Annotated in this window: 15 protein-coding genes; 6 read left to right on the top strand and 9 right to left on the bottom strand. The window is 70.4% G+C overall.

Going from position 1 to position 21,023, the window contains the following annotated elements; translation table 11 throughout:
* Positions 1-35: 35 nt before the first annotated feature.
* A complete protein-coding gene (locus M2283_RS32840; RefSeq protein WP_280880106.1) occupies positions 36-581 on the bottom strand; it encodes a hypothetical protein in 546 nt (181 codons plus the stop codon).
* Positions 582-732: 151 nt separating this feature from the next.
* Between M2283_RS32840 and M2283_RS32835 the strand changes: the two genes are divergently transcribed.
* From M2283_RS32835 to M2283_RS32815, 5 genes are all read left to right on the top strand, one after another.
* Positions 733-1,389: a response regulator transcription factor gene (locus M2283_RS32835; protein ID WP_280880105.1), complete on the top strand. Its 657-nt coding sequence runs from the start codon at positions 733-735 to the stop codon at positions 1,387-1,389.
* A 56-nt stretch (positions 1,390-1,445) separates the two neighbouring features.
* Positions 1,446-2,642 carry a HAMP domain-containing sensor histidine kinase gene (locus M2283_RS32830; protein ID WP_280880104.1) on the top strand — a complete coding sequence of 399 codons (1,197 nt, stop codon included), beginning with the start codon at positions 1,446-1,448 and terminating at the stop codon, positions 2,640-2,642.
* Positions 2,643-2,733: 91 nt separating this feature from the next.
* Positions 2,734-3,924, top strand: coding sequence for an ABC transporter substrate-binding protein (locus M2283_RS32825; RefSeq protein WP_280880103.1), 1,191 nt, complete (start codon positions 2,734-2,736; stop codon positions 3,922-3,924).
* Between the two features lie 202 nt (positions 3,925-4,126).
* Entirely contained in the window at positions 4,127-5,044 is a 918-nt protein-coding gene (locus M2283_RS32820; RefSeq protein ID WP_280880102.1) for an endo-beta-N-acetylglucosaminidase H, read from the top strand.
* A 150-nt stretch (positions 5,045-5,194) separates the two neighbouring features.
* Positions 5,195-5,938, top strand: a complete 744-nt coding sequence (locus M2283_RS32815) for a VOC family protein (RefSeq protein WP_280880101.1) — start codon at positions 5,195-5,197, stop codon at positions 5,936-5,938.
* A gap of 4 nt (positions 5,939-5,942) precedes the next feature.
* Here the strand turns inward: M2283_RS32815 and M2283_RS32810 are convergent, their stop codons facing one another.
* From M2283_RS32810 to manD, 6 genes are all read right to left on the bottom strand, one after another.
* The gene (locus M2283_RS32810) at positions 5,943-6,599 is read right to left on the bottom strand and encodes a bifunctional 4-hydroxy-2-oxoglutarate aldolase/2-dehydro-3-deoxy-phosphogluconate aldolase (protein WP_280880100.1); all 657 of its coding nucleotides are present in this window, start codon (positions 6,597-6,599) and stop codon (positions 5,943-5,945) included.
* A gap of 47 nt (positions 6,600-6,646) precedes the next feature.
* Positions 6,647-7,663: a sugar kinase gene (locus M2283_RS32805; protein ID WP_280880099.1), complete on the bottom strand. Its 1,017-nt coding sequence runs from the start codon at positions 7,661-7,663 to the stop codon at positions 6,647-6,649.
* A gap of 56 nt (positions 7,664-7,719) precedes the next feature.
* Positions 7,720-8,766, bottom strand: a complete 1,047-nt coding sequence (locus tag M2283_RS32800) for an L-idonate 5-dehydrogenase (protein ID WP_280880098.1) — start codon at positions 8,764-8,766, stop codon at positions 7,720-7,722.
* The gene (locus M2283_RS32795; RefSeq protein ID WP_280880097.1) at positions 8,763-10,166 is read right to left on the bottom strand and encodes an MFS transporter; all 1,404 of its coding nucleotides are present in this window, start codon (positions 10,164-10,166) and stop codon (positions 8,763-8,765) included. The genes M2283_RS32800 and M2283_RS32795 overlap by 4 nt, the downstream gene beginning before the upstream one ends.
* Positions 10,167-10,258: 92 nt before the next feature.
* Complete coding sequence (locus M2283_RS32790) at positions 10,259-11,686, bottom strand: mannitol dehydrogenase family protein (protein ID WP_280880096.1); 1,428 nt, start codon at positions 11,684-11,686, stop codon at positions 10,259-10,261.
* The gene (gene manD, locus M2283_RS32785; protein WP_280880095.1) at positions 11,683-12,891 is read right to left on the bottom strand and encodes a D-mannonate dehydratase ManD; all 1,209 of its coding nucleotides are present in this window, start codon (positions 12,889-12,891) and stop codon (positions 11,683-11,685) included. The genes M2283_RS32790 and manD overlap by 4 nt, the downstream gene beginning before the upstream one ends.
* A 159-nt stretch (positions 12,892-13,050) precedes the next feature.
* Here manD and M2283_RS32780 point away from each other — a divergent pair, with 159 nt between their 5' ends.
* Entirely contained in the window at positions 13,051-13,764 is a 714-nt protein-coding gene (locus M2283_RS32780) for a GntR family transcriptional regulator (RefSeq protein WP_280880094.1), read from the top strand.
* 221 nt (positions 13,765-13,985) lie between these two features.
* Here M2283_RS32780 and M2283_RS32775 read toward each other — a convergent pair whose 3' ends face one another.
* Complete coding sequence (locus M2283_RS32775) at positions 13,986-14,531, bottom strand: hypothetical protein (RefSeq protein ID WP_280880093.1); 546 nt, start codon at positions 14,529-14,531, stop codon at positions 13,986-13,988.
* Between the two features lie 108 nt (positions 14,532-14,639).
* Positions 14,640-20,864 carry an RHS repeat-associated core domain-containing protein gene (locus M2283_RS32770; protein ID WP_280880315.1) on the bottom strand — a complete coding sequence of 2,075 codons (6,225 nt, stop codon included), beginning with the start codon at positions 20,862-20,864 and terminating at the stop codon, positions 14,640-14,642.
* Between the last annotated feature and the right edge of the window lie 159 nt (positions 20,865-21,023).

The raw sequence follows: 21,023 nt of genomic DNA, 5'->3' as shown, positions 1-21,023 counted from the left end.
CCGTCCGGGGCCGCGTCGTTCTCCCTCCGCGATGGTCAGGCGGTCCTGATGCTGTTGGTCGGGTTGGGCAGGGACGGGGCCTCTTCACCGGGCTTGCCGGGCTTGCCCGGCGTAGGCAGCGGCAGGTCCGACGGGTTCGGGAACGTGAGGCCCGCCTTCGCCAGGATCGGGGCGCATGTCTTGAGCGCCTTTCGGTAGCTCTTCGATGTCGGGTCGAAGTCCGGGCTCGTGATCCGAACCTTCAGAAGAACGCCTCCGTCTTCGCCCTTGGATGCCTCGAAGTCCGGGAAGACCGACTGGCCTTGCTTCTTCATGCAGGCGGCGAAGTCGTCGTTGGCGGCGTTGAGGTCGTCCGGGGCGTCGGCTGTCGGGTTGTACTTCACCGCGAGACGGGCGCCGCGGGGTGGTTCGGTGGGCTTGGCGTCGTCGCCCTTCTCCTTGCCTACGCTCACGCCCGGGGCCCTGGTCGTCGATGTGCCGGACGCCTGGGCGGCCGTTGCGCTGACCGTGCCTAGCGCGGCGGCCGTCAGCACGGCGATGCCGAGGGCGAGGCTCTGCGATCGGGTCGCCAGAGCGCGCATGGTTCCTCCTGTGATCAGGCCTGTGGTGAGGCGCTGTTGGTTGCGGATGCTTGCGGCTGCTTGCGGGTCTCAGGCAACTCCCTGGGTGGTTACAGCAGCGGAACGGTCGCTCTTATCCGTGTGTAACCTCCAGCCCGCCACACTGACGGCCATGCGTGTGCTGCTGGTCGAGGACCACGAAGAACTCGCCGAGACGGTGGCCGCGGGGCTGCGTCGGGAGGGCATGGCGGTCGACCTTGCCCTTGATGGGCTGACCGCCCTGGAGCGTGCCGAGATCAACGGGTACGACGTCGTCGTGCTCGACCGTGATCTGCCCGGTCTGCATGGGGATCAGGTGTGTCGGCGGTTGGCCGGGGGTGGGAGTCGGGCTCGGGTGCTGATGCTTACGGCTTCCGGGACCGTGGCCGATCGGGTTGCTGGGCTGGGACTTGGTGCCGACGACTATCTGTCCAAGCCGTTCGCTTTCTCCGAACTCGTCGCGCGCATACGGGCGTTGGCGCGGCGTGCGCAGCCTGCGTTGCCGCCGGTGTTGGTTCGCGGGGAGCTTCGGCTTGATCCGGCTCGGCGGGAGGCCAGTCGAGCGGGGGGTCAACTGCCGCTCAGCCCCAAGGAGTTCGCCGTGCTTGAGCTGTTGCTCGGGGCGCAGGGGGCCGTTGTCTCCACGGAGGAGTTGTTGGAGCGGGGGTGGGATGAGGCGGCCGATCCGTTCAGTCAGACCGTGAAGGTGACGGTGAGCAGGTTGCGACGGAAGTTGGGGGAGCCGGCGTTGATCGAGACGGTGGATCGGGCGGGGTATCGGATCCGGTAGGTGGGGGAGAGCGGGGTGTGGGTGTGGTGTGGTGGCCGCGGAGCATTCGGTGGCGGTTGACGTTGCTCTACAGCGCGTTGTTCGTTGTTGCCGGGGCGTTGTTGTTGGGGATCACGTACGTTCTTGCCGCGCACGCCGCGCCGGGGCAGGCCGCTCGGACTGTCGAGGGTGGGGGGCTGGCGCCGGACGGGGTGACGGTGCCGGGTGGGGCTGATGGGCCGCCGACTGTGAGTGTCGTCGTGGATGCCGTGCGGGCGGATCAGTTGCATGAGCTGCTTATCGAGGGGGGTATTGCCCTGGCGGTGATGGCGTTGGGCTCCGTTGCCCTGGGGTGGGTGATGGCCGGGCGGGTGTTGTCGCCGCTGCGGACGATGGCCGCTACCGCGCGGAGCATCTCGGCCGAGAATCTGCATGAGCGGCTTGCCGTGGCTGGGCCCGACGACGAGTTGAAGGCGATGGCGGACACCTTCGACGATGTGCTGGCTCGGTTGGCGGGGGCGTTTGAGGCGCAGAAGCAGTTCGTCGCCAATGCCTCGCATGAGTTGCGCACTCCGCTGACGCTTCAACAGGCCGTCGTGGACGTGACGCTGGCCGATCCGGACGCGTCCGAGGAGGTGTTGCGGGACGCGTTGCGGCGGGTGCGGGCGGCTGGGCAGGAGCAGGAGCGGTTGATCGATGCGCTGTTGACGTTGGCGCGTAGTCAACGGGGGCTGGAGCGGCGGGAGTTCGTGGATCTGACGGCCATCGTGCGGGAACGGCTGCCGGCGGTGGGTGGCTGTCGGGTCGAGGCGCGGTTGGAGCCGGCGTCCGCGCTTGGCGACCCGCAGTTGATCGAGCGGCTGGTGGTCAACCTCGCGGAGAACGCCGTGCGCCACAATCTGCCGGCGGGGGAGGGGGGATGGGTGAGTGTGTGGACGGGGGTGGACGCGGCGGGGCGGCCCGGGCTGCGGATCGAGAACAGTGGGCCGGTGATTCCCGCGGATCAGGCGGCGGGGCTCTTTCAGCCGTTTCGGCGGCTCGGTCCGGACCGTGTCGCCCCGCACGGGCGGGGGCGGGGGCGAGAGCGGGATGGGGTGGGACTTGGGTTGTCCATCGTCGCTGCCGTTGTCGCGGCGCACGGGGGGCGGGTATGGGCCCGGACCCGGTCTCTGGGTGGGCTGACGGTCGAGGTCTGGTTGCCGTGCTGCGGGGCGGGGGTGGGGGCGGGGACGGATGTGCTTGCGTCGCTGGGCCCGGCCTTGCCGCTGGCTTGACCGGGGCTATCGACAAGGTGTCGGACCTGCGCTGGGCCGCTCGACGCTGCGTCGATTGTCCGGGTACAGGCGGGGGCGGCATGCTTCGGTAATGGCCCTCTCACCGAAGACTTCCCCGCCCTCCCGCCGGACCCTGCTGCGCGCGCTCGGCGGGGCCGCGGTGCTGGGCGGGCTGGCCGGCTGCGGGGTGCCCGCCGCGTACGTGAGTCCCGGGCAACGGGCCGGGGCCGATCTCTCCGCCTCGGACCACCGGCTGACCTGGTCGAACTGGCCCCTGTACATCGACACCGATGACGACGACTCGACCAAGCGGCCCACGCTGGACGCCTTCGAGAAGCGCACCGGGATCTCCGTCGACTACATCGAGGAGATCAACGACAACGACGAGTTCTTCGGCAAGATCAGCCCCGCCCTCATGAACCACCAGCAGACCGGCCGGGATCTCATCGTCATCAGTGACTGGATGTGCGCGCGCTTCGTGCGGCTGGGCTGGGTCCAGGAGATGGATCGCGCGCGTCAGCCCAATGTGGCCAGGTACCTTGACCCGCTGCTGCGCTCGCCCGCCTTCGACCCGGGGCGCAAGTACACGGTGCCGTGGCAGTCGGGCATCACCGGCATCGCGTACAACCACCGTCGGGTGGGCCGCGAGATCCGGCACGTCAAGGACCTCTGGGCGAGCGACCTCAAGGGTCGGGTGACTCTGCTCTCCGGCCTCGACGAGGCGTTCGCGCTGCTCATGCAGGGCAATGGCGTGGACATCACCAAGTGGACCGCCGACGACTTCTACGACATCTGCGAGGAGGTCGAGAAGTACGTCGACAACGGTCAGATCCGGCGCTTCACCGGCAACGACTACACCAAGGACCTGGTCAGCGGCGACGTCCTGGCCTGTCAGGCGTACTCGGGCGACGTGATCCAGCTCCAGGCCGACAACCCCGACATCCGCTTCGTCGTCCCCGAGGAGGGCGCCGAGCTCTGGTCGGACTCCCTGATGATCCCCGACCTGGCCCGCCACAAGACCAACGCCGAGCGGCTGGTCGACTCCTACTACGAGCCCGAGGTCGCCGCCGAGCTGGCCGCCTGGGTGAACTACGTCTGTCCCGTCCCGGCCGCGCAGGACGTGCTCGCTTCCTCCAAGGACAAGGACACCGCCGCCCTCGCCGACAACCCTCTGATCTTTCCGGACGCCACGATGCGCAAGCACCTTGCCATCGCGCGTGACATCACGTCGACGGAGCGGGTGGCGTTCGCCAAGCGGTGGAACAAGATCGTGGGGTTGTGAGGCGCCGCGGACAGTGCGGCAGCGTGGCGTTCCAGTAACTCCCTTGCCAGGGCTCGGGGTTGCGGCGCGACGTGCGTGGGAGTCGTAAAGAGTTCTCGCATGGTTCTGGGGATTCGGTCACGGGAACGGAAAGATCGGGGGGCTCACTCGGCGCTCGCGAACAGGTCGGGCGCCGCTCCATGCGATGGGAGACCGATCAACGATGTTCACTCCGGTGCGGAGCAGAGTATGGACGGCCGCGCTCGCGCTCTCGGCCGTCACGGCCCTCGCCTTCGGCGCGACCGCCACGACCGGCGCGGCAGCGGCCCCCGCTGCCGCGAAACAAGGACCGACCTCGGTGGCGTACGTCGAGGTGAACAACAACAGCATGCTGAACGTCGGCAAGTACACCCTCTCCAACGGCGGCGGCAACGTCTTCGACGTCGCCGTGATCTTCGCGGCGAACATCAACTACGACACGAGCGCCAAGGCGGCGACCCTGTACTTCAACGAGAACGTGAAACGCGTCCTCGACAACGCCGCCACGCAGATACGGCCCTTGCAGCAGAAGGGCATCAAGGTCGTCCTCTCGGTGCTCGGCAACCACCAGGGCGCGGGCTTCGCCAACTTCCCGTCCCAGCAGGCGGCTTCCACGTTCGCGAAACAACTGTCGGACACCGTGGCCAAGTACGGCCTCGACGGCATCGACTTCGACGACGAGTACGCCGACTACGGCAACAACGGCACCGGCCAGCCCAACGCCAGTTCGTTCGTGTACCTGGTGTCGGCACTGCGCGCCAACATGCCGGACAAGATCATCAGCCTCTACAACATCGGCCCGGCCGCGTCGCGCCTGTCCTACGGCGGCGTCGACGTCTCGTCCAAGTTCGACTACGCCTGGAACCCGTACTACGGCACCTGGCAGGTCCCCGGCATCGCACTGCCCAAGTCGAAGCTGTCGCCGGCGGCCGTCCAGATCGGCGGGACCTCGCAGAGTACGGCCGCCGCCCTCGCCCGCCGCACGGTCAGCGAGGGGTACGGCGTCTATCTGACGTACAACCTCGACGGCGCCGATCGCAGCGCCGATGTCTCCGCGTTCACCAGGGAGCTGTACGGCAGTGACGCCCGCTACACGCCGTAAGCCGACGGCGCTCCTCGGCGTCCTGTGCCCCCTCGGGGCCCGCTGCATCCCGTAGGGCCGCGCCCCGGGCAGGCCACGCTTCCGACAACGATGTCGGAGGCGTGGTCGCCCCAGGTGTCTTCGTCGCAGCAGGTGCATAGGATCGCCGACATGGCGCTGCGACCTGTTCAGGTGAACATCAAGGCTGTTGACGGGTTGGCCGTCGGGCGGTTCTGGGGGGAGGCGCTCGGGTGGAGTGTTGTCAGTCCCGGTGTGACCACGTACGTCGCGCCCGTCGGCGAGCTCGTCTGGCCGCACCCGGATGCCGTCTGCATCGACGTCGTTCCCGTTCCGGAGCCCAAGACGGCGACGAAGAACCGTACGCATCTCGATCTCGCCACCAACTCCGCCGCTCATCAGGCGGAGTTGGTCGCGCGACTGCGGGGGCTCGGTGCGGTGCCCGTCGATGTGGGGCAGGGCGACGACGTGCCGTGGACTGTCCTCGCCGATCCCGGGGGCAACGAGTTCTGCGTGCTGGAGCCTCGGGACGTCTACCGGGACACCGGGCCGATCGCCGCGGTGGTGGTCGACTGTGTGGATCCGCGGGCCATGGGGCGGTTCTGGGGTGCGGCCATTGACTGGGTTCTGCTTGAAGTGACCGACGATCACGCGGTGTTGCGGTCCGCGAAGGGTGGCGGGCCGTTTCTTGAGTTCCTTCGGACGGCCGACGTGAAGACCGTGCCGGATCGCGTTCATCTTGATCTGCTGCCGTATCCCGGTGAGGACAAAGCGGCGGAGGTGGAGCGGTTGCGTGCCCTTGGTGCCACCGACCTCGACCTCGGGCAGGGTGACGTCCCTTGGACGTGTCTGACCGATCCGGAGGGGCACGAGTTCTGCGTTCTCGCCCTGTCCTGACGCGCTACGCCGGTGACCGCTCGGGTGGCAGGGAAGTGGTGAACTCTCGGGCGCGGCGGGTCAGTTCGGGCCAGTCACCTGCGGCCACCACCGCGGATGGGACTACTTCCGAGCCTGCGCACACCGCGCGTGCTCCGGCCGCGAGGAAGGCCGCCGCGTTGGTCGCGTTGACGCCGCCCGACGCCACCAGGGGGACGTCGGGGAAGGGGCCGGCCAGGTCGCGGAAGTGGCGGGGGCCGAAGGCGCGGGCGGGGAAGATCTTCACCGCGGCCACGCCCAGGTCGAGTGCCATGCCGACCTCCGTCGGGGACAGGGCGCCCATGATGACTGGTATTCCGGCCGCCGCTGCCGCCTGCGCGACGGCCGGGCGGCAGCCGGGGGTGACCAGGTACTGGGCGCCCGCCTCGATCAGTTCCTCGGCCTGCTCCGCGGTCATCACCGTGCCCGCGCCGACGCCGTCCCGGCCGTCGGCCACCGCCTTGCGCAGGTGGGTGACGAGGTCCGGGGTGGTCCGGGTGAACTCGATCCAGCGGATGCCGCCCGCGCGCAGCGCCGCGCACAGCGCCGCGGCGTCGGGGATCTCCGGGGCGCGGACGACGGCGATCACCCGGTCCTTCGGGAGGTGGGTGAGGAAGTCGGTGCTCGGATCAGGGGTGTTCATGGCGGGGTGCTCCTTCAGGCGTCAGGCGTCCGGCGTCGGTCGGTGGCTCATCGCGGTGCCGTGCCGGCCCAGGCGGTGTCGTCCAGGGTGAGGTGGTGGTCGGTCTCTGCGCGGGGTGGCAGGACCGGGACGTCGGCCCTGGTGCGCAGTGCCGCGGACGCTGCCAGGTGGCCCAGGCGCAGGCGGGCGCGTTCGTCGCGGTTTTCCAGTACGGCGGCCAGGTAGCCGGCCGCGAAGGCGTCGCCCGCGCCGACCGGTTCGACCACCCGGGTGGGCAGTGCGGGGACGAACGTAGGGGAGCCGTCGGCGTAGGAGGTCGCTCCGTGTTCGGCGTCCTTGACGACGATCAGCGGGGCGGGGGAGAGCAGCTCCGCTATGTCGTCCGGGCGGGCGGTGCCCCAGAGGGTCTCGGCCTCGTCCCGGCCGACGAAGACGATGTCGGCCGCGCGGGCGAGGGTCAGCAGGCTTTTTGCGGCTTCCGCGGTGCCGCCCTGCCACAGGGCGGGACGGTGGTTGACGTCGAAGGAGACGGTCGGTCCGGCGGTGTCCTCGGTGAGGGCGCGGTCCACGAGGATGGCCTCCAGGAGGTGGGCGCAGCTGTCCGAGAGGGCCGCGGCCACGCCCGACAGGTGTACGACGCGGGCGTGGCGCAGTGCCGGGAGCCGGGTCAGGTCCGGGCCCATCAGGGTGGCGGCCGATCCGCCGCGGTAGTAGTGGGTACGGGTGCCAGCCGGGGCCGGGTCCTTGAAGTAGACGCCCGTCGGGCGGACCGGGTCGGTCTCGACCCCCGTCACGTCCACGCCCCGCGCGGCGAGTTCGGCCAGGATGCGGCGCGCGAACGGGTCGTCGCCCACGCGGCTCAGCCAGGCGACGCGGTGGCCGAGGCCGGCCAGCGTGCAGGCGACATTGGACTCGGCGCCGCCGATGGCCATCGCGAGCGTCGACTGTTCGTCGAGCGGGCGATGGTCCGGTGGGCTGAGGACGGCCATCGTCTCGCCGACGCACACGACGTCGGCCGCCTGTTCCGGTCGGCCGGCCGTACGGGGCGGGGGCGGCAAGGGCACGGGATTCTCCTGGTTCCTGGGTGGGGTGTGTGCGTGTGGTCAGGTGGTGGGGCGGGTCAGGGGGCGGTCAGGCGCAGCATCACCTTGCTGCTTCCGCTGCCGGGGTCGGCGGCCACGGCCAGTGCCTCCTCGGCCCGGTCCAGCGGGAAGCGGTGCGTGATCACCGGGGTCACGTCCAAGCCGTCCCGCAGCGCGAGCAGCGCTTCGTCGATCTCCTCGACGAAGCGGTACGAGCCGATCCAGGTGATCTCGCGGGTCACCAGGTCACCGAGGGCGGCGGAGACCGCGGCACCGGGAAGGTTGCCGACCTGGACGAGAGTGCCGCCGCGAGCCGTGGCCCGTAGGACCGGGCCGAGGGCGGAGGGGGCGCCGGACGCCTCGAAGACCACCTCGACGTCCTCGGGCAGGGCCTGCCCGAGGGAGATGTCACGCGTCTCGTCGGCGCCCATCGCTCGGGCCACGGAGAGGGAGGCGGCAGAGAGGTCGGCGGCGATGACGGTGCCCGCCCCGTGGTGTCTGGCGGCGGCGACCACCAACGAGCCGATCGGGCCTGCCCCGTTGACCAGGACGGTTCGGCCGCGCAGGTCGGGGACCCGGCCCACGGCGTGCAGGGCGACCGCCAACGGCTCGGCCAGGGCGCCCTGTTCGGTGTCGACGCCCTCGGGGAGGGGGCGGATCTGGGTCGCGGGGACCATACGGTATTCGCTGAATCCGCCGTCCGTGTGCGGGTCGAAGGCCGCCGAGCCGAAGTAACGGATGCGCGGGTAGAGGTTGGTGCGTCCGGCGATCCGGGCCGGGAGGATGCCGTCGCCCACCAACTGGGCCGGGTGGACGGTGACTTGCTGTCCTTCGTCCAGGCCGGTGACTCCGGTGCCGAGCGCCGCGATCCGGCCCGCCACCTCGTGGCCGAGGACCAGTGGGTGAGCCAGTGAGGCGGTGCCGGACGCGCCGTTCTTCCAGTACGCGATGTCGGAGCCGCAGATACCGCCCCACTCCAGGGCGAGCAGTACCTCGCCCTCGGCCGGTACCGGGCGGGCCCGTTCGTCGATGCGTACGTCTCCGGGGCCGTGCACCACGACCGCCCTCATGCTGCGACTGCTCATACGGCGTCCTCCAGTCGGACCAGGTCGCGTCCGCGTGTCTCGGGGGCGAGGAACGCGCTGACGAAGGTGATGAGCGAGTAGACGATGAGCATCACGGCGATGGGCCACCAGCTGCCGGTGACGGCGGTGAGCGAGGCCGCGAGGACCGGGCCGATCGCGGTGGTGAGGATGCCGCCGATCTCCTTGGCGAGGGCGAGCTGGGTGAACCGGGTGCGGGAGCCGAAGAGCTCGGCCATCGTCACGCTCTCCAGCGAGAACAGGCCGAGGACACCGACGTTCAGGCCGAGCACCATGCCGAGCATCACCGCCGCCGAGGAGCCGGACGAGATGAGGAACATCACCGGGAAGGCGATGACGACCGTCAGGAGGGAGAACGCCATGTAGACGGGGCGCCGTCCGTAGCGGTCGCCGATCAGGCCCACGAGCGGCACGGTGGCGAAGCCGAGCAGGGAGCCGTAGACGATCGCGTCCGTGGGGACGGACCGGCCGACCGAGAGGTTGGTGGCGATGTAGCCGACCAGGAAGGTCTGGATGAGACCGGAGTTGCCCGCCTGGCCCAGGCGCAGGCCGAGCGCGAGGAAGAACGCCTTGCCCTTGCGCTGCCGGATGCCCGCCGCCAGGACGCTGCTCTGGTGCTTGTCGACGGCGGAGCCGGCGGCGATGGTGGACTCGACCTCGCCGCGGTCCATCGCCACACCGTCCACGACGTCGGGGCGTTCCTCGAAGACCGGGCTCTCCTTGAGGCCGCGGCGCAGCCAGACCGCGAAGAGCATGAGCGCGAAGCTCAGCAGGAAGGGCAACCGCCAGCCCCAGGAGAGGAGTTGGTCCTCGCTGAGCGCGCCGAGGAGGATGGCCCACAGACCGGAGGCGGCGAGCGTGCCGGAGTTCGTGCCGAGCGACACCAGCGAGGCGATCAGGCCGCGCCTGCGCACGGGGGCGTACTCGGCGAGCAGCACGGTCGCCCCGGCGATCTCCGCGCCGGCGCCGAATCCCTGGACCAGGCGCAGCAGGACGAGCAGGCTCGGCGCGAGGATGCCGATCGTGGCGTAGGTGGGCAGGGCGCCGATGAGGGTGGTGGACGCGCCCATCAGCAGGATCGTGATGACGAGGACCTTCTTGCGGCCGATCCGGTCGCCCATCCGCCCGAAGTAGACGGCCCCGGCGAGCCGGGCGACGTAGCCGACGCCGTAGGTCGCCATCGCGGCGATCAGGCCGATGGCGGGGCTGACGTCCGGGAAGAAGATCTTGTTGAAGACGATCGCGGCGGCGAGCGAGTACAGCTGGAAGTCCATGAACTCCATGGCCGTGCCCAGCCATCCCGAGACGGCGGCCCGGGCCAGATCGCTCGTGGTGCGGTGCGCGGGTGGCGTCTGCTGAGCGGCTATGACGCTGTCCTTCATCGTGAACTCCATTGTTCGGGGACGGTGTTCGGGGAGGCGGTTCCGGGACGCGGTTCGGGGACCGATGTGCGGCGGCCGGTGTGGGCGGGGAGTCAGATCTCGATGCGCCCGGCTCGCAGGGCGGGCAGCCGGTCCGCGACGGCGGTGGTGAGGGCGTCGTCGCCCGCCAGGTCCGTCGAGCCGAGGACGCGCAGCAGCGCGCGGACCGTCTCGACGGGGGTGGTGGTCGTGTTCCAACAGGCGGCGAGCGCGTCGGCCGCGGGGTCGGAGGGTGCGTCGGTCCGCCGGGTGCTCAACACCCAGGCGGCGAAGGCGAGTTCGAGTACCGGCGTGCTGGTGCCGTGGGCGCGCAGCGCGCGCAGGGCGGGCAGCCAGCGCTCGGTGATCTTCAGCGATCCGTCGGAGCCGATCTGCCGGAGCAGGTGGTGCATGGCGGGGTTGCGGAAACGTACGACCAGGTCGTCCGCGTACGCCGACGGGTCGGGGCCACCCGCCGGGAGCGTGGGCGCGACCTCCGCGCACAGCGCCCGGACGAGACGCTCGCCCCAGTCGGCCGCCATGGCGTCGGCGATCGTGGTGTGGCCGGCGGCCGTCCCGAGGTAGGCGAGGGCGGAGTGGGAGCCGTTGAGCAGGCGCAGCTTGGTGAGCTGATACGGCGTCACATCCCTTACGAACAGGGCGCCGTCGAGCTCCCAGGGCGGCCGGGGCGCCGCGAAGGAGTCCTCCAGGACCCACTGCCGGTACGGCTCGGCCGTCACGGCGAGTTCGTCGCGTACCCCGAGAGCGGTCGCTGCGGCGATCCGGTCGGCCTCGGTCATGGCGGGCACGATCCGGTCGACCACCGTCGCGGGGAAACGAACGGTCTCGGCGATCCGGTCCATGATCCGGACGCGGTCGGGCCAGTGGGACGCGGCGACGAATTCCCGTACGACCCGGCTCAACACGGCGCCGTTGTCCGCCATGTTGTCGCAGGACACGACGCTGATCGGTGTGCCGCCCGCCCGTGTCCGCGCCGCCAGTCCGGCGGCCAGAGTGCCGACCACGGTGGTGAACGGCCCGTCGGGGTCCGTCACGAGGTCGGCGGCGACGGCGGCCGTGTCCAGGCCACCCGTGGCCGCGAGCCGGTGGTAGCCCTTCTCGGTCACGGTGAGCGTCACCACCGTCACCTCGGGATCGGCGAGCAGCGTGCCGATCGCCTTGGCATCCGGCCCCATGGCCAGGGCGTCGACCACCGACCCCACGACCCGGGTGCGGGGGCCGTCCGGACGGCGCTCGGTGAGCGAGTAGAGGCAGTCCTGGTCCCGCAGGGCGCGTACGGTCCGCGCCGACCGCGGTGCCACGGCGGTGATGCCCCAGGGCTCACCGGACCGGGCGGCGGCGTTCTCGGTGTAGACCGCCTGGTGGGCGCGGTGGAAGGCGCCGAGGCCGAAGTGGACGATGCGGGGGCGGAGTTGGGCGGGGTCGACCGCGGGTCGGGCCTCCGCTACGAGGGGTGTCGTACGGCTCAGTCGTGCGCTCACCAGTCGTGCACCGACCCGTCGAGGCGCCGCGCGACCGGGAGGTAACGCTGCTGGTACGGGAAACGCTCGGCCGCCTTCTCGTCGTACTCGACTCCCAGGCCCGGCTCCTCCGACGGGAAGAGCATGCCGTCGGCGAACGTCACGCCCGTGCGGAAGACCTCGGCGGCCTCGTCCGGGTGGCCCATGTGCTCCTGGATGCCGAAGTTGGGCACGCTGATGTCGAGGTGCACGGCCGCCGCCATGCTGACCGGGGAGAGGTCGGTCGCGCCGTGCGAACCGGTCCGCACCTGGTACAGCGCGGCGAGGTCGAAGATCCGCCGCAGGTGGGTGATGCCGCCGGCGTGCACGACGGTGGTGCGGACGTAGTCGATGAGCTGCTCGGTGATGAGGTGCTGGACGTCCCAGATCGAGTTCATCACCTCGCCGACCGCGATGGGTGTCGTGGTGTGTTGGCGGATCAGGCGGAAGGACTCCTGGTTCTCGGCGGGTGTCGGGTCCTCCATCCAGAACAGCCGGCACGCCTCGACGCTCTTGCCGAACCGGGCCGCCTCGATCGGCGTGAGCCGGTGATGGACGTCATGGAGCAGATGGAACCCGAACCCGAACCGCTCCCGGACGGCTTCCAGATACGTGGGCGCGAACCCCAAGTAGGCCTCGGTGTCCCAGGGTTGCTCGTCCGGCAGCTCGCTCGCGGCCGGTTCGTAGACCTTGCCCTTGCGGACGCCGTAGGTGCCACCGACGTCGGGCACCGCGGCCTGTGCACGGACCGCCTTGTAGCCCAGCTCCAGGTAGCGCTCGACGTCGTCGAGGAGGGACGGCACGTCGGTGCCGCTGGCGTGCGAGTAGACCAGGACGCCGTCCCGGGACCGGCCGCCGAGCAGTTGGTAGACGGGCAGCCCGGCGGTCTTGCCCTTGATGTCCCACAGAGCGGTGTCGACGGCGGCGATCGCCGTCATGGTGACCGGCCCGCGCCGCCAGTACGCGCCTCGGTAGAGGTACTGCCACATGTCCTCGATCCGGGCCGGATCCTTGCCGATCAGCAGGGGTACGACGTGATCGCGCAGGTAGCTCGCCACGGCCAGTTCACGTCCGTTGAGCGTGGCGTCACCGAGGCCCGTCACACCGTCGTCCGTGGTGATGCGCAGCGTGACGAACGTGCGCCCGGGGGAGGCGACGAACACGTCCACGCGCTCGATCTTGCTCACGGGTGGCTCTCCTTCAGGGGTCGTACGATCGGTCGTCCAGTACTTGTATACAAGCATCTGTCGCGAAGTGGCAATGGTCGTGTCACCACGTTTTTACGTTCCCTGCCCCGCCGCGGGCCGCCCAGCTCACCGGCGCGCACCCACCGATACGATGGCCGTATGGCTCAATCGAACCGGGACCGCACCAGTCGGCGCGCGATCTATCTGAAGCTGCGTCAGATGGTCCTGACCCTCGAACTCGCCCCGGGCGCCGCCCTGTCGGAGAACGAGCTCGCGGCGTCGCTCGGCGTGAGCCGGACGCCGGTGCGGGAGAGCCTGATCCTGCTGTCGCAGGAAGGTCTGGTGCAGGTCTTCCCGAAGATCGGGTCGTTCGTCTCCCGGGTGGACCCGGCGCAGGTCGCCGACGCGCAGTTCCTGCGGGAGGCCGTCGAACTCGCCTCGCTGGACGATCTGCCCGCGGACCTCGACGCCGAGGTGGTCGGGGAGTTGCGGGGCAACCTGGAGCGGCAGCGGCACGCGGATCTCGGCCTGGAGGAGTTCTTCGAGCTGGACGAGGCGTTCCACCAGGGCCTGATGCGGCTGAGCGGCCACGGCAACGTGTGGACCAACGTCGCCGCGGCCAAGGGCCACCTCGACCGGGCCAGGCGGCTCGGCCTGCACGAGAACGTCTCCCCGGCCGTGTTCGCCGTCCAGCACCACGAGATCTTCGAGGCGGTCGTCGGCGGGGACGTCCCGCTCGCCCGCGCCGCCATGCGCACCCATCTGCGGGCCGTCTTCAGCGACATCGAGCGCATCCGGGCACACTCACCGGAACTGTTCGCCAGCGGGCCCTCCACGGTGCCGGTACGGCGGAACGTGGTGGTGTGGGAGTAACCGCGTCAGCAGACCGCTTCGGTGGCCACGGCGTGGGGACGGGCCACCAGTGCCGTTCGCGGGGGAGGAGTGCCGTTCCCCGCACCCCGCCAGGAATGCGGCTCACCACCACGGCCAGTGCTTTTTCCGCGGCGAGCACAGGAAACCCACAGTCACCGGTCTTCGGTGCGAGCACGCTGTGATCGGTGGAATTCCGGTGGATTCCACAGAGGAATCCGGCCCTACTGCCAGCAGGTGGGTGTGCCGCCGTCGCCCTCGGTGCCGACCGTCACCGCGTAGGCGAGGCCCGTGCCGACCTTGGGTGTCGGGGAGAAGCCGTCGGTGTGGAAGTCGATGTTGAGCAGCAGGTGCCGGCTCTTCTCGGTCTTGGTCCAGCAGGCGCCCTCCACGGTGGCGGGCGGCGCTTCGGGATCCGGGTCCGCCTCGGGGTGCCAGCCTTCGGCGGCGGCGGTCTTCGCGTAGTGGGCGAGGACGTCATCGGGGTTGCCCGGGAAGGCGTAGACACGGTCCGCGTGCAGCCAGGGCTTTCCGCTGCTGTCGTCGTCGCATCCGGTGGTCACGCCCACACCGCGGTAGTTGGTGGGCGCCGCGGCACCGGTGGGCGCCGAGCCGAGCAGCGGCTGGGCGGCCAGCCCCTTGAGTTCGGCGGCCGTGTCGTGGCAGCCGTCGTCGCCGCCGAGGGCGGAACACGCGCCGAGGAAGGCGGCCGGCAGGAGGAGGGCGGCCGCCAGCCCGACGCGGGTGGCGGGCGATGAGGTGGGGGACAAGACGGTGCTCCTAGAAGTGTGGCAACTGACGGCCGGGCGCGGTCTCCGCACAGGGCGGGGCCGCGCCCGGCTTGGTTGTTCGTTCGGATCACTGCGTGGCGCCGACGGCTAGCCCCAGAGGTAGCCGTACCGGAACAGGTAGCTGCCCACTTGGTAGAGATACTGGAACAGCAGTCCTCTGTTCAGCCAGTACCGGGTTGTTCTGCGGTTCCAGCTACTGCTCTCGAAGATCCGTGCCACTCGGTTGTTGTGCTGGTCCACCTTGGTGTCGCAGCGTCCGTGCCGCGGGCACTTCTCCCCCCACTCGTGGGCGTTGCCGATCCGCTCGGCGGCGTTCCAGCCGAAGAAGTACGTGAGACTGGCCTGCCAGATGAAGTGCCTGATGGCGTTGCGCCGACCGTGGTTGCCCTTGATGTTCCAGCTCAGGATGCCGGACAGGTACATCACGAACAGGCAGTTCGAATAGCCCAGGCTCCAGCACGCCTTGGCCTCGTGACACGCCTTGCCGCACCGTCCGTCGAGGTCGTAGTTGTTGACGGGGTCGCCGTTGCCGTATTCGTAGGCGTTGGCGCTGCCGCCGTGGACCGGGTCGGTGGACAGGAAGCGGCCGGTGGTGGGGTCGTAGAGCCGTGCTCCCATGAGGGTGAGCCCGGTGACGGTCTCGTCGGAGCGCTGCTTGCCGCCCAGCCACGCGTATCGCGTGGGCGACTGGCCCGCTCTGGGGTTGCCGTACTCGTCGGCGTCCAGGACGGTCGGCGCGACCGAGGCGTCGGCGGGCAGCTGCAGGGTGATGTCCCCGTGCAGGTTCGCCAGTTGCAGGACCACGCCGCCGTTCTTCGTGGTGGTGGCGGCGAGGTTGCCGTCGGCGCCGTCGATGTTGCGGGTGACGGTGCCGGCCGTGTCCTCGGTGATCCACCGGGGACTGTCCTCGTCCGAGCCGTAGTGGTTGACCTTGGATCCGGTCTGGGTCCAGGTGCCCGAGGAGTTGCTCTCGGTGGTCCAGGACCGCAGGCGCAGTGTGGAGTCCAGGCTCCAGGTCTGCCGCCTGCTGCCGGCGGTCTGCTGCTGGATCATGTCGTTGGTGAAGTAGGCCAGCGTGGCGCCGGGCCGGCTGGTGGTGCGGCCGAAGGCGTCGTAGACATAGCCGGCGTTCACCAGCCGGTCGGCGGTGTCGTAGCTGTAGGCCGTCGTGGTGGCGCCCGACGTGGTGCAGTCGTTGCCCACCGTCCCGGTGGCGCTCGCCAGGGACTTGCGGTTGCTGTTCTTGTCGTAGGTGTAGGTGCGGGTGGTGCAGTAGGCGTCGGTGCTGGTGTCCTGGACCTGCGTGAGGCGGCCCGCCGCGTCATAGGCATAGGCCTGGGACGCGGTGATGCCGGGCGTGCCGGTGTGCGTGGCCCGCTGACCGTGCACGGTCAGGGTGACGCTGTCGGAGACCAGGACGGTGCCGTCCGATGTACGGGTGTAGACCCGGCTGGTCATCGCACCTGTCGAGTCGGCGGTCTGGGTCATGGTGTAACCGCCGGGCAGCGTCTGGCTGGTGACGGCGCCGTCGGCGTCGTAGCGCGCCGCGAACGTCCCGGCCACGGAGTCGGCGACCGAGGTGACCAGGCCCCGCGGGTCGATCGTCGTGTCGTAGGTGTAGGTGGTCGTGGACGGGACGCTGTCGGTCACCGTGACCGGCCGGTCCAGGGCGTCGTAGGACGTGGTGGTGGCGCCGCCGTCGGCGTCCGTGTAGGAGATGTCCCGGCCGAGCGCGTCGTACGCCTTGGTGACGGTGCCGCCGTCCGTCGAGGTGTCCTTGAGCGGCAGACCGGTGGCGGAGTCGTACGTGGTGGTGCCCGCCGGCACCGCGGCGCCCAGCCCGCCGGAGGTGGTGAGGGTGGTCGACCGGCCCGCGGCGTCGAAACCGGAGGTGGTGGTGCGGGTGACACCGTTGGCCGTCTCGGTCACCTTCGTGGCCTGGCCGTAGAGGCCGTACTCGAAGGTCTTGGTGGGGCGGCCGGTCGGGTTGCTGCCGCCGCCGCCGCCGATCGCGGCCGCGGGCGCGGTCTGGCAGACCAGGTCGGCCCATTCGGGCCGGTTCCCGCAGGTACCTGTGCCGTTGCCGGTGTAGTAGGTGGTTCTGGTGGTGCCGGCGTCACTCCCGCTCGATGCGGGCAGGGCCGTGGCCGAGACCCGGCTCTGGCTGTCGTACGAGGTCCCGGCGGTGAGGCCCAGACCGCCCGGGTCCTGGGTGGTGCCGGTGGGCTGGCCCTTCGTCCAGTCGACGGTGTTGGTGGTGACGCGGGGGTCGGCCAGCAGGGTCGGCCAGGAGCGCGGCTGCGCGCCCACGGTGACCTTGGTGACCTGGTCCTCGACGGTCGCCGTCCCGTCGGTGGGGCGGCCCGTGTCGTACTCCTGGACGGTGTGCGTCCGCGCTGCGAGGGCGCTCCCCGCGGCGGCGAGCGTGGTGGTGCCGCTGACCAGCTTCGCCGCCAGCGTGACCTGGTGCAGCGGGCCGTAGGTGTCGGTCTCGCGGACACCGTCGGAGCTGTGGACGGAGACGGTGGACAGGAGTTGGGCGCGCTCGCCGGACGACAGGGCGTTGATGCCCAGGCCCGTGAGCCGGTCGCGCTGCGCGGCGGTGCCGCCGAGCGCCAGTTCACGGTTGGCCGCGGTCAGGGAGCGGACGGTGTTCCCGAACCCGTCGTACTCCGTGACGCCGATGCGGTGACCGGGCACGGCCAGGTCGACCTCGCGGCCGGACGCGTCCAGGTAGTGGATGGCCGCCCGCTGGTAGCCCGTGGAACCGAGGGCCGGACCGTCGTGGCCCGAGGGCACCTGGTCGACCGGGAAGACGGCGGTGCCGTCCGTGGGCAGGTCGCTCTGGCCCCAGGACGCGGTGGCCGTCGCACTGAGGTCCTCCGGTGCGGAGCCGCCGCTGAGCGGGACGCCGTAGACGATGTTCGTCTCGCCGGTGCCGTTGGTCTGGGTGGCGCTGCCCGGCGTGAGGGTGGGACGGGACACCTTCAGCAGCATGCCCGCGCCGGCCGCCGGGTTGGAGCCCGCCTGACCGTACGCGAAGCTCCACGGCAGCTGCCCGGGAGGCGTCTGGGCGGTGACACGCCCCGCGGAGTCGTAGCCGTACGTGGTCTTGAGCGCCGGGGAGATCCGCGGATCCCAGGCCTCGGTGAGGTGTCCGGAGCCGTCGTACCGGAAGGCCGCCACATTGGTGGCGGTCGCGGCCGCGGCCCCGGGCGCGGTGGCCCACAGCCGGATCGCCGAGACCTGGTCCTTCACGTCACCGGCCGCCGAGGACGTCGCGGTGGTGGCGGTCGCGTAGACGAACTCCAGTACGCGGCAGCCCTTGGCCGAGGGGCCGGCCTGGCAGGTCGCGGCCGGGACGGCCGAGGTGTTCGCGATCAGGTACTTGGGCCGGGCGGTCTGCACACCGCCGACGGTGACCGGCTCGGAGACGGTCGTGTTGGTGGAGTCCGCGACTCCGTCGGTGTACGAGGTGCTCGCCTGCCAGGTGGTGCTGGTCGACGTGGTGCGGACGAAGGTGGTGACCTGGCCGTCGCTGCTCTTGATGGTGAAGCCGCCGGAGCCGGAGAACGCACCGGTGAGCGTGTAGTCCTCCGAGCCGGGCTCGGGCGTCCAGCCCTTGCCGTCCGCGGTCGCGGTGAAGCGGATCTCGGAGCCGTCGCCGGCCGTGACGACGCTCAGCGAGGTGGCCGAGGTCTTGCTCAGATAGGAGAACGGTGTGTCCACCTGGTCGGACGCCGCGCCGTACACCCACTCCTTGCCGAAGATGGGCGCCTGGTCGTCGTCGGAGCCCGCCTGGGGCGACCGGGAGGAGGCCGTCCGGTCCACCGTCATGCCGAAGAAGGAGGCGTCGGTGGCGGACAGACCGTAGTCACCGGTGAGCAGGTTGAGCTTGCCGGGGCCCACGTCCGTGGTGGCGGCGCCGTCCGCGCCACGGTCCACCACGACACTGATCGGGTCGGACGACGCCGAGGCCCCGGAGCCGGTGAAGTCGGCCCGCAACTGGACATCGCCGTCGGGGTTGACCGTCGAGGTGGCGTTCCAGGTGAGCTTGGCGCTCTTGCCCGAGGTGAGCGGGGCCGGCCAGGAGGGAAGGGGCTGTCCGCCCACGGTCACGTCCGTGGCGGGCACCGGGGTCCACGCGTCGGCGTCGCCGCGCCGCCAGTCGAAGGAGACGCCGGAGTACTTGCCGCTGTCCGCCTCTGCGGTCAGCGGCACCCGGGCCGCGGTGCGGGTGCCGCTGCGCGGGCTGGTGACGCCGCCCGGTCCGACGTGGAAGGTGTACACGACCGGGTCGGACTTGTTCTCCGCCTTGTCGGTGCTGCGCACCGAGAGGATGTTGGTACCCGCGGTGTCGGGGGTGATGGTGAGCTTCACCGGATTCGTGGAGCCGCCGGTGGGCACGGTGGTCCAGCTGACGCCGTCGAGGGACCACTCGACGCCGTTCTGGTCGCCGGAAGGCGGAGTGACGGTGAACACGCCCGACTGGCCGACGCCCTTGACCCATTGGGCGGCCGGATAGTCGGTGGAGGTCACCGAGGCCGGCGCCGAGGGGGCGGAGGTGTCGACCGTGAAGGTCTCGTACGCCGACCACGCGTTGTTGTAGTGCGTGCCGTCGTAGGGGTTGGTGCGGAACTTGTACGTCTTGCCGTTCTGCAGCACCCCGGCCGGCACGGTCACCGACGCGGGCTGCCCGCTGGGCACGTACGGCGACACCAGGTAGCTGCCGACCTGTGTGCCGGTGGCCGCGTCGTCGATCTCGAAGGTGCCGTCGACCGTGTCGTTGTTGACGTCGGTGAAGGTGTCACGCAGCGTCGGCGTGGTCGTGTTGACGTACCAGGCGCCGTCGGTGCCCTTGAAGAACGGCGGGCCCGCCTGCCGGTCGGTGCCGGTCTTGGGCCGGTAGTTGTAGGTGACGGTCAGCTTGGGCGGGTTGGTGGCGGCGTTGGCGGAGTTGACCCGCTTCCACTGGGCGAGCACCGACTCGGCACTGGCGCGCAGGCCCATGTGGCTGCTGGTGGCCCTGGCCGACGCCCACTCCTGCACCAGCGTGCTCACATCCGCGTTGATCCAGCCGTCCGGCTGGGCGGTGCACTCGGGGCTGCCGGTGGTCTCGGTGGAAGTGGCCTTCGAGGCGATCCACGACGGCTGCGCGGTCCAGCGCGAGGAGGTCGAGGCCGCGTCGGTCGACCACACCTCCCACGGGTAGGGCTTGCAGTCGATGTTGCCCGAGTGGAAGTTCCACAGGCTCAGCTTGGCGCTGGAGACCAGGGCGTCCTGGATCGGGGTGGTGTTCCAGGAGATGAAGGAGCGCGCGGTGCGCGGGGTGCCGTTGGAGTTCGTGGTGCCGGGGTTGCCCAGGTCGAGTTCGGTGTCGGTGGACCAGTCGACGGTCTCGCCCTGCTGCACGTAGGTGTCGAAGACGTTGGACAACGCGGAGGTGGACGGGTCGACGGTGACCGGGTAGGTGGTGTCCGGGTCGGCGAGGAACTTCGCGTCCGGGGTGACGACCAGGTCGACGGAGGAACCCTTCCGCACCACCTTCAAGCCGACCTTCGCCTTGCGGGTGTGCTCTCCGGACCGCTTGTCGACGGAGGCGTCCCACATGGTTGGCGCGGGCATGACAGCCCGTTTTCTGTTCTTGCCGTCCGTGAACAGGACGCTGCCGTTGGGCAGCTGCCTGGCCTTGAGTCCCTTGGCCTTCAAGGGCAGCGTGTAGGAGTAACCGCCCGTATCGGGGCGCTCGTTGATCTGGACGAACTGCTCGAAGCCCGTCCGGGTGGCCTCCACGACCACGTCCGCGCCGGGAACGGCGTTGACGTACTCGGCGCGCGTCCCCTTCAGCTTCGGTTTCGGCAGGCCGCCCTTCCACTGGAGGGTGATCTGCCGGTCGCCTGCGCCCAGTGTCACCAGGTTCGTGGCCTTGGCCTTGCGTGCGGCCTTCCATGACGTGGCCGGAGTCCCGGTGCTGCCCGCCAGTCGCAGCCCGTCCGGATGCGCCTTGGGCTCGACCGTCCCGTCCGCCGTCCGAGCCAGGTCGAGGTCGACGGTGCGCCACTTTCCGGTGGCCTCGTCCTTGAACCGGACGGGGCCGGCGGTGAGTTCCGTGGTGAGTGAACCGTCCTTGTTCACCCAGGTCGTGGAGGTCTCCGTGCGCTCGGACAGGGCCTCCACCCGCTTGCCGGACAGCCGGGCCGCCACGCGTGCGGACGGGATGTCCGCGGCCTGCGTGGCCGCGGCCTTCCGTGGGGCCTCGGCGCCTGCCTGCGCGGGGGCGGGAGCGGCCGCGGCGTACGCGCCGTCGAGCATCGCGAAGGTCAGGGCCAGGGACACGGTGCCCGCTACCCAGCGAGTGCCTCCCGCGGACCAGGAGCGGCTGTGTCTTCGGACTCCGGGCTTCCGGGATAAAGGCTTTCTGAGCACAGGCTTACGAAGCATGGCGATTCCCCCCGTTGCACTCTGTGATGA

It is taken from the genome of Streptomyces pseudovenezuelae (assembly GCF_029892565.1).
Taxonomy (GTDB): domain Bacteria; phylum Actinomycetota; class Actinomycetes; order Streptomycetales; family Streptomycetaceae; genus Streptomyces; species Streptomyces pseudovenezuelae_A.
The sequence above is the reverse complement of the archived record's forward strand: the minus strand, read 5'-3'. Positions and strand labels throughout refer to the sequence as shown.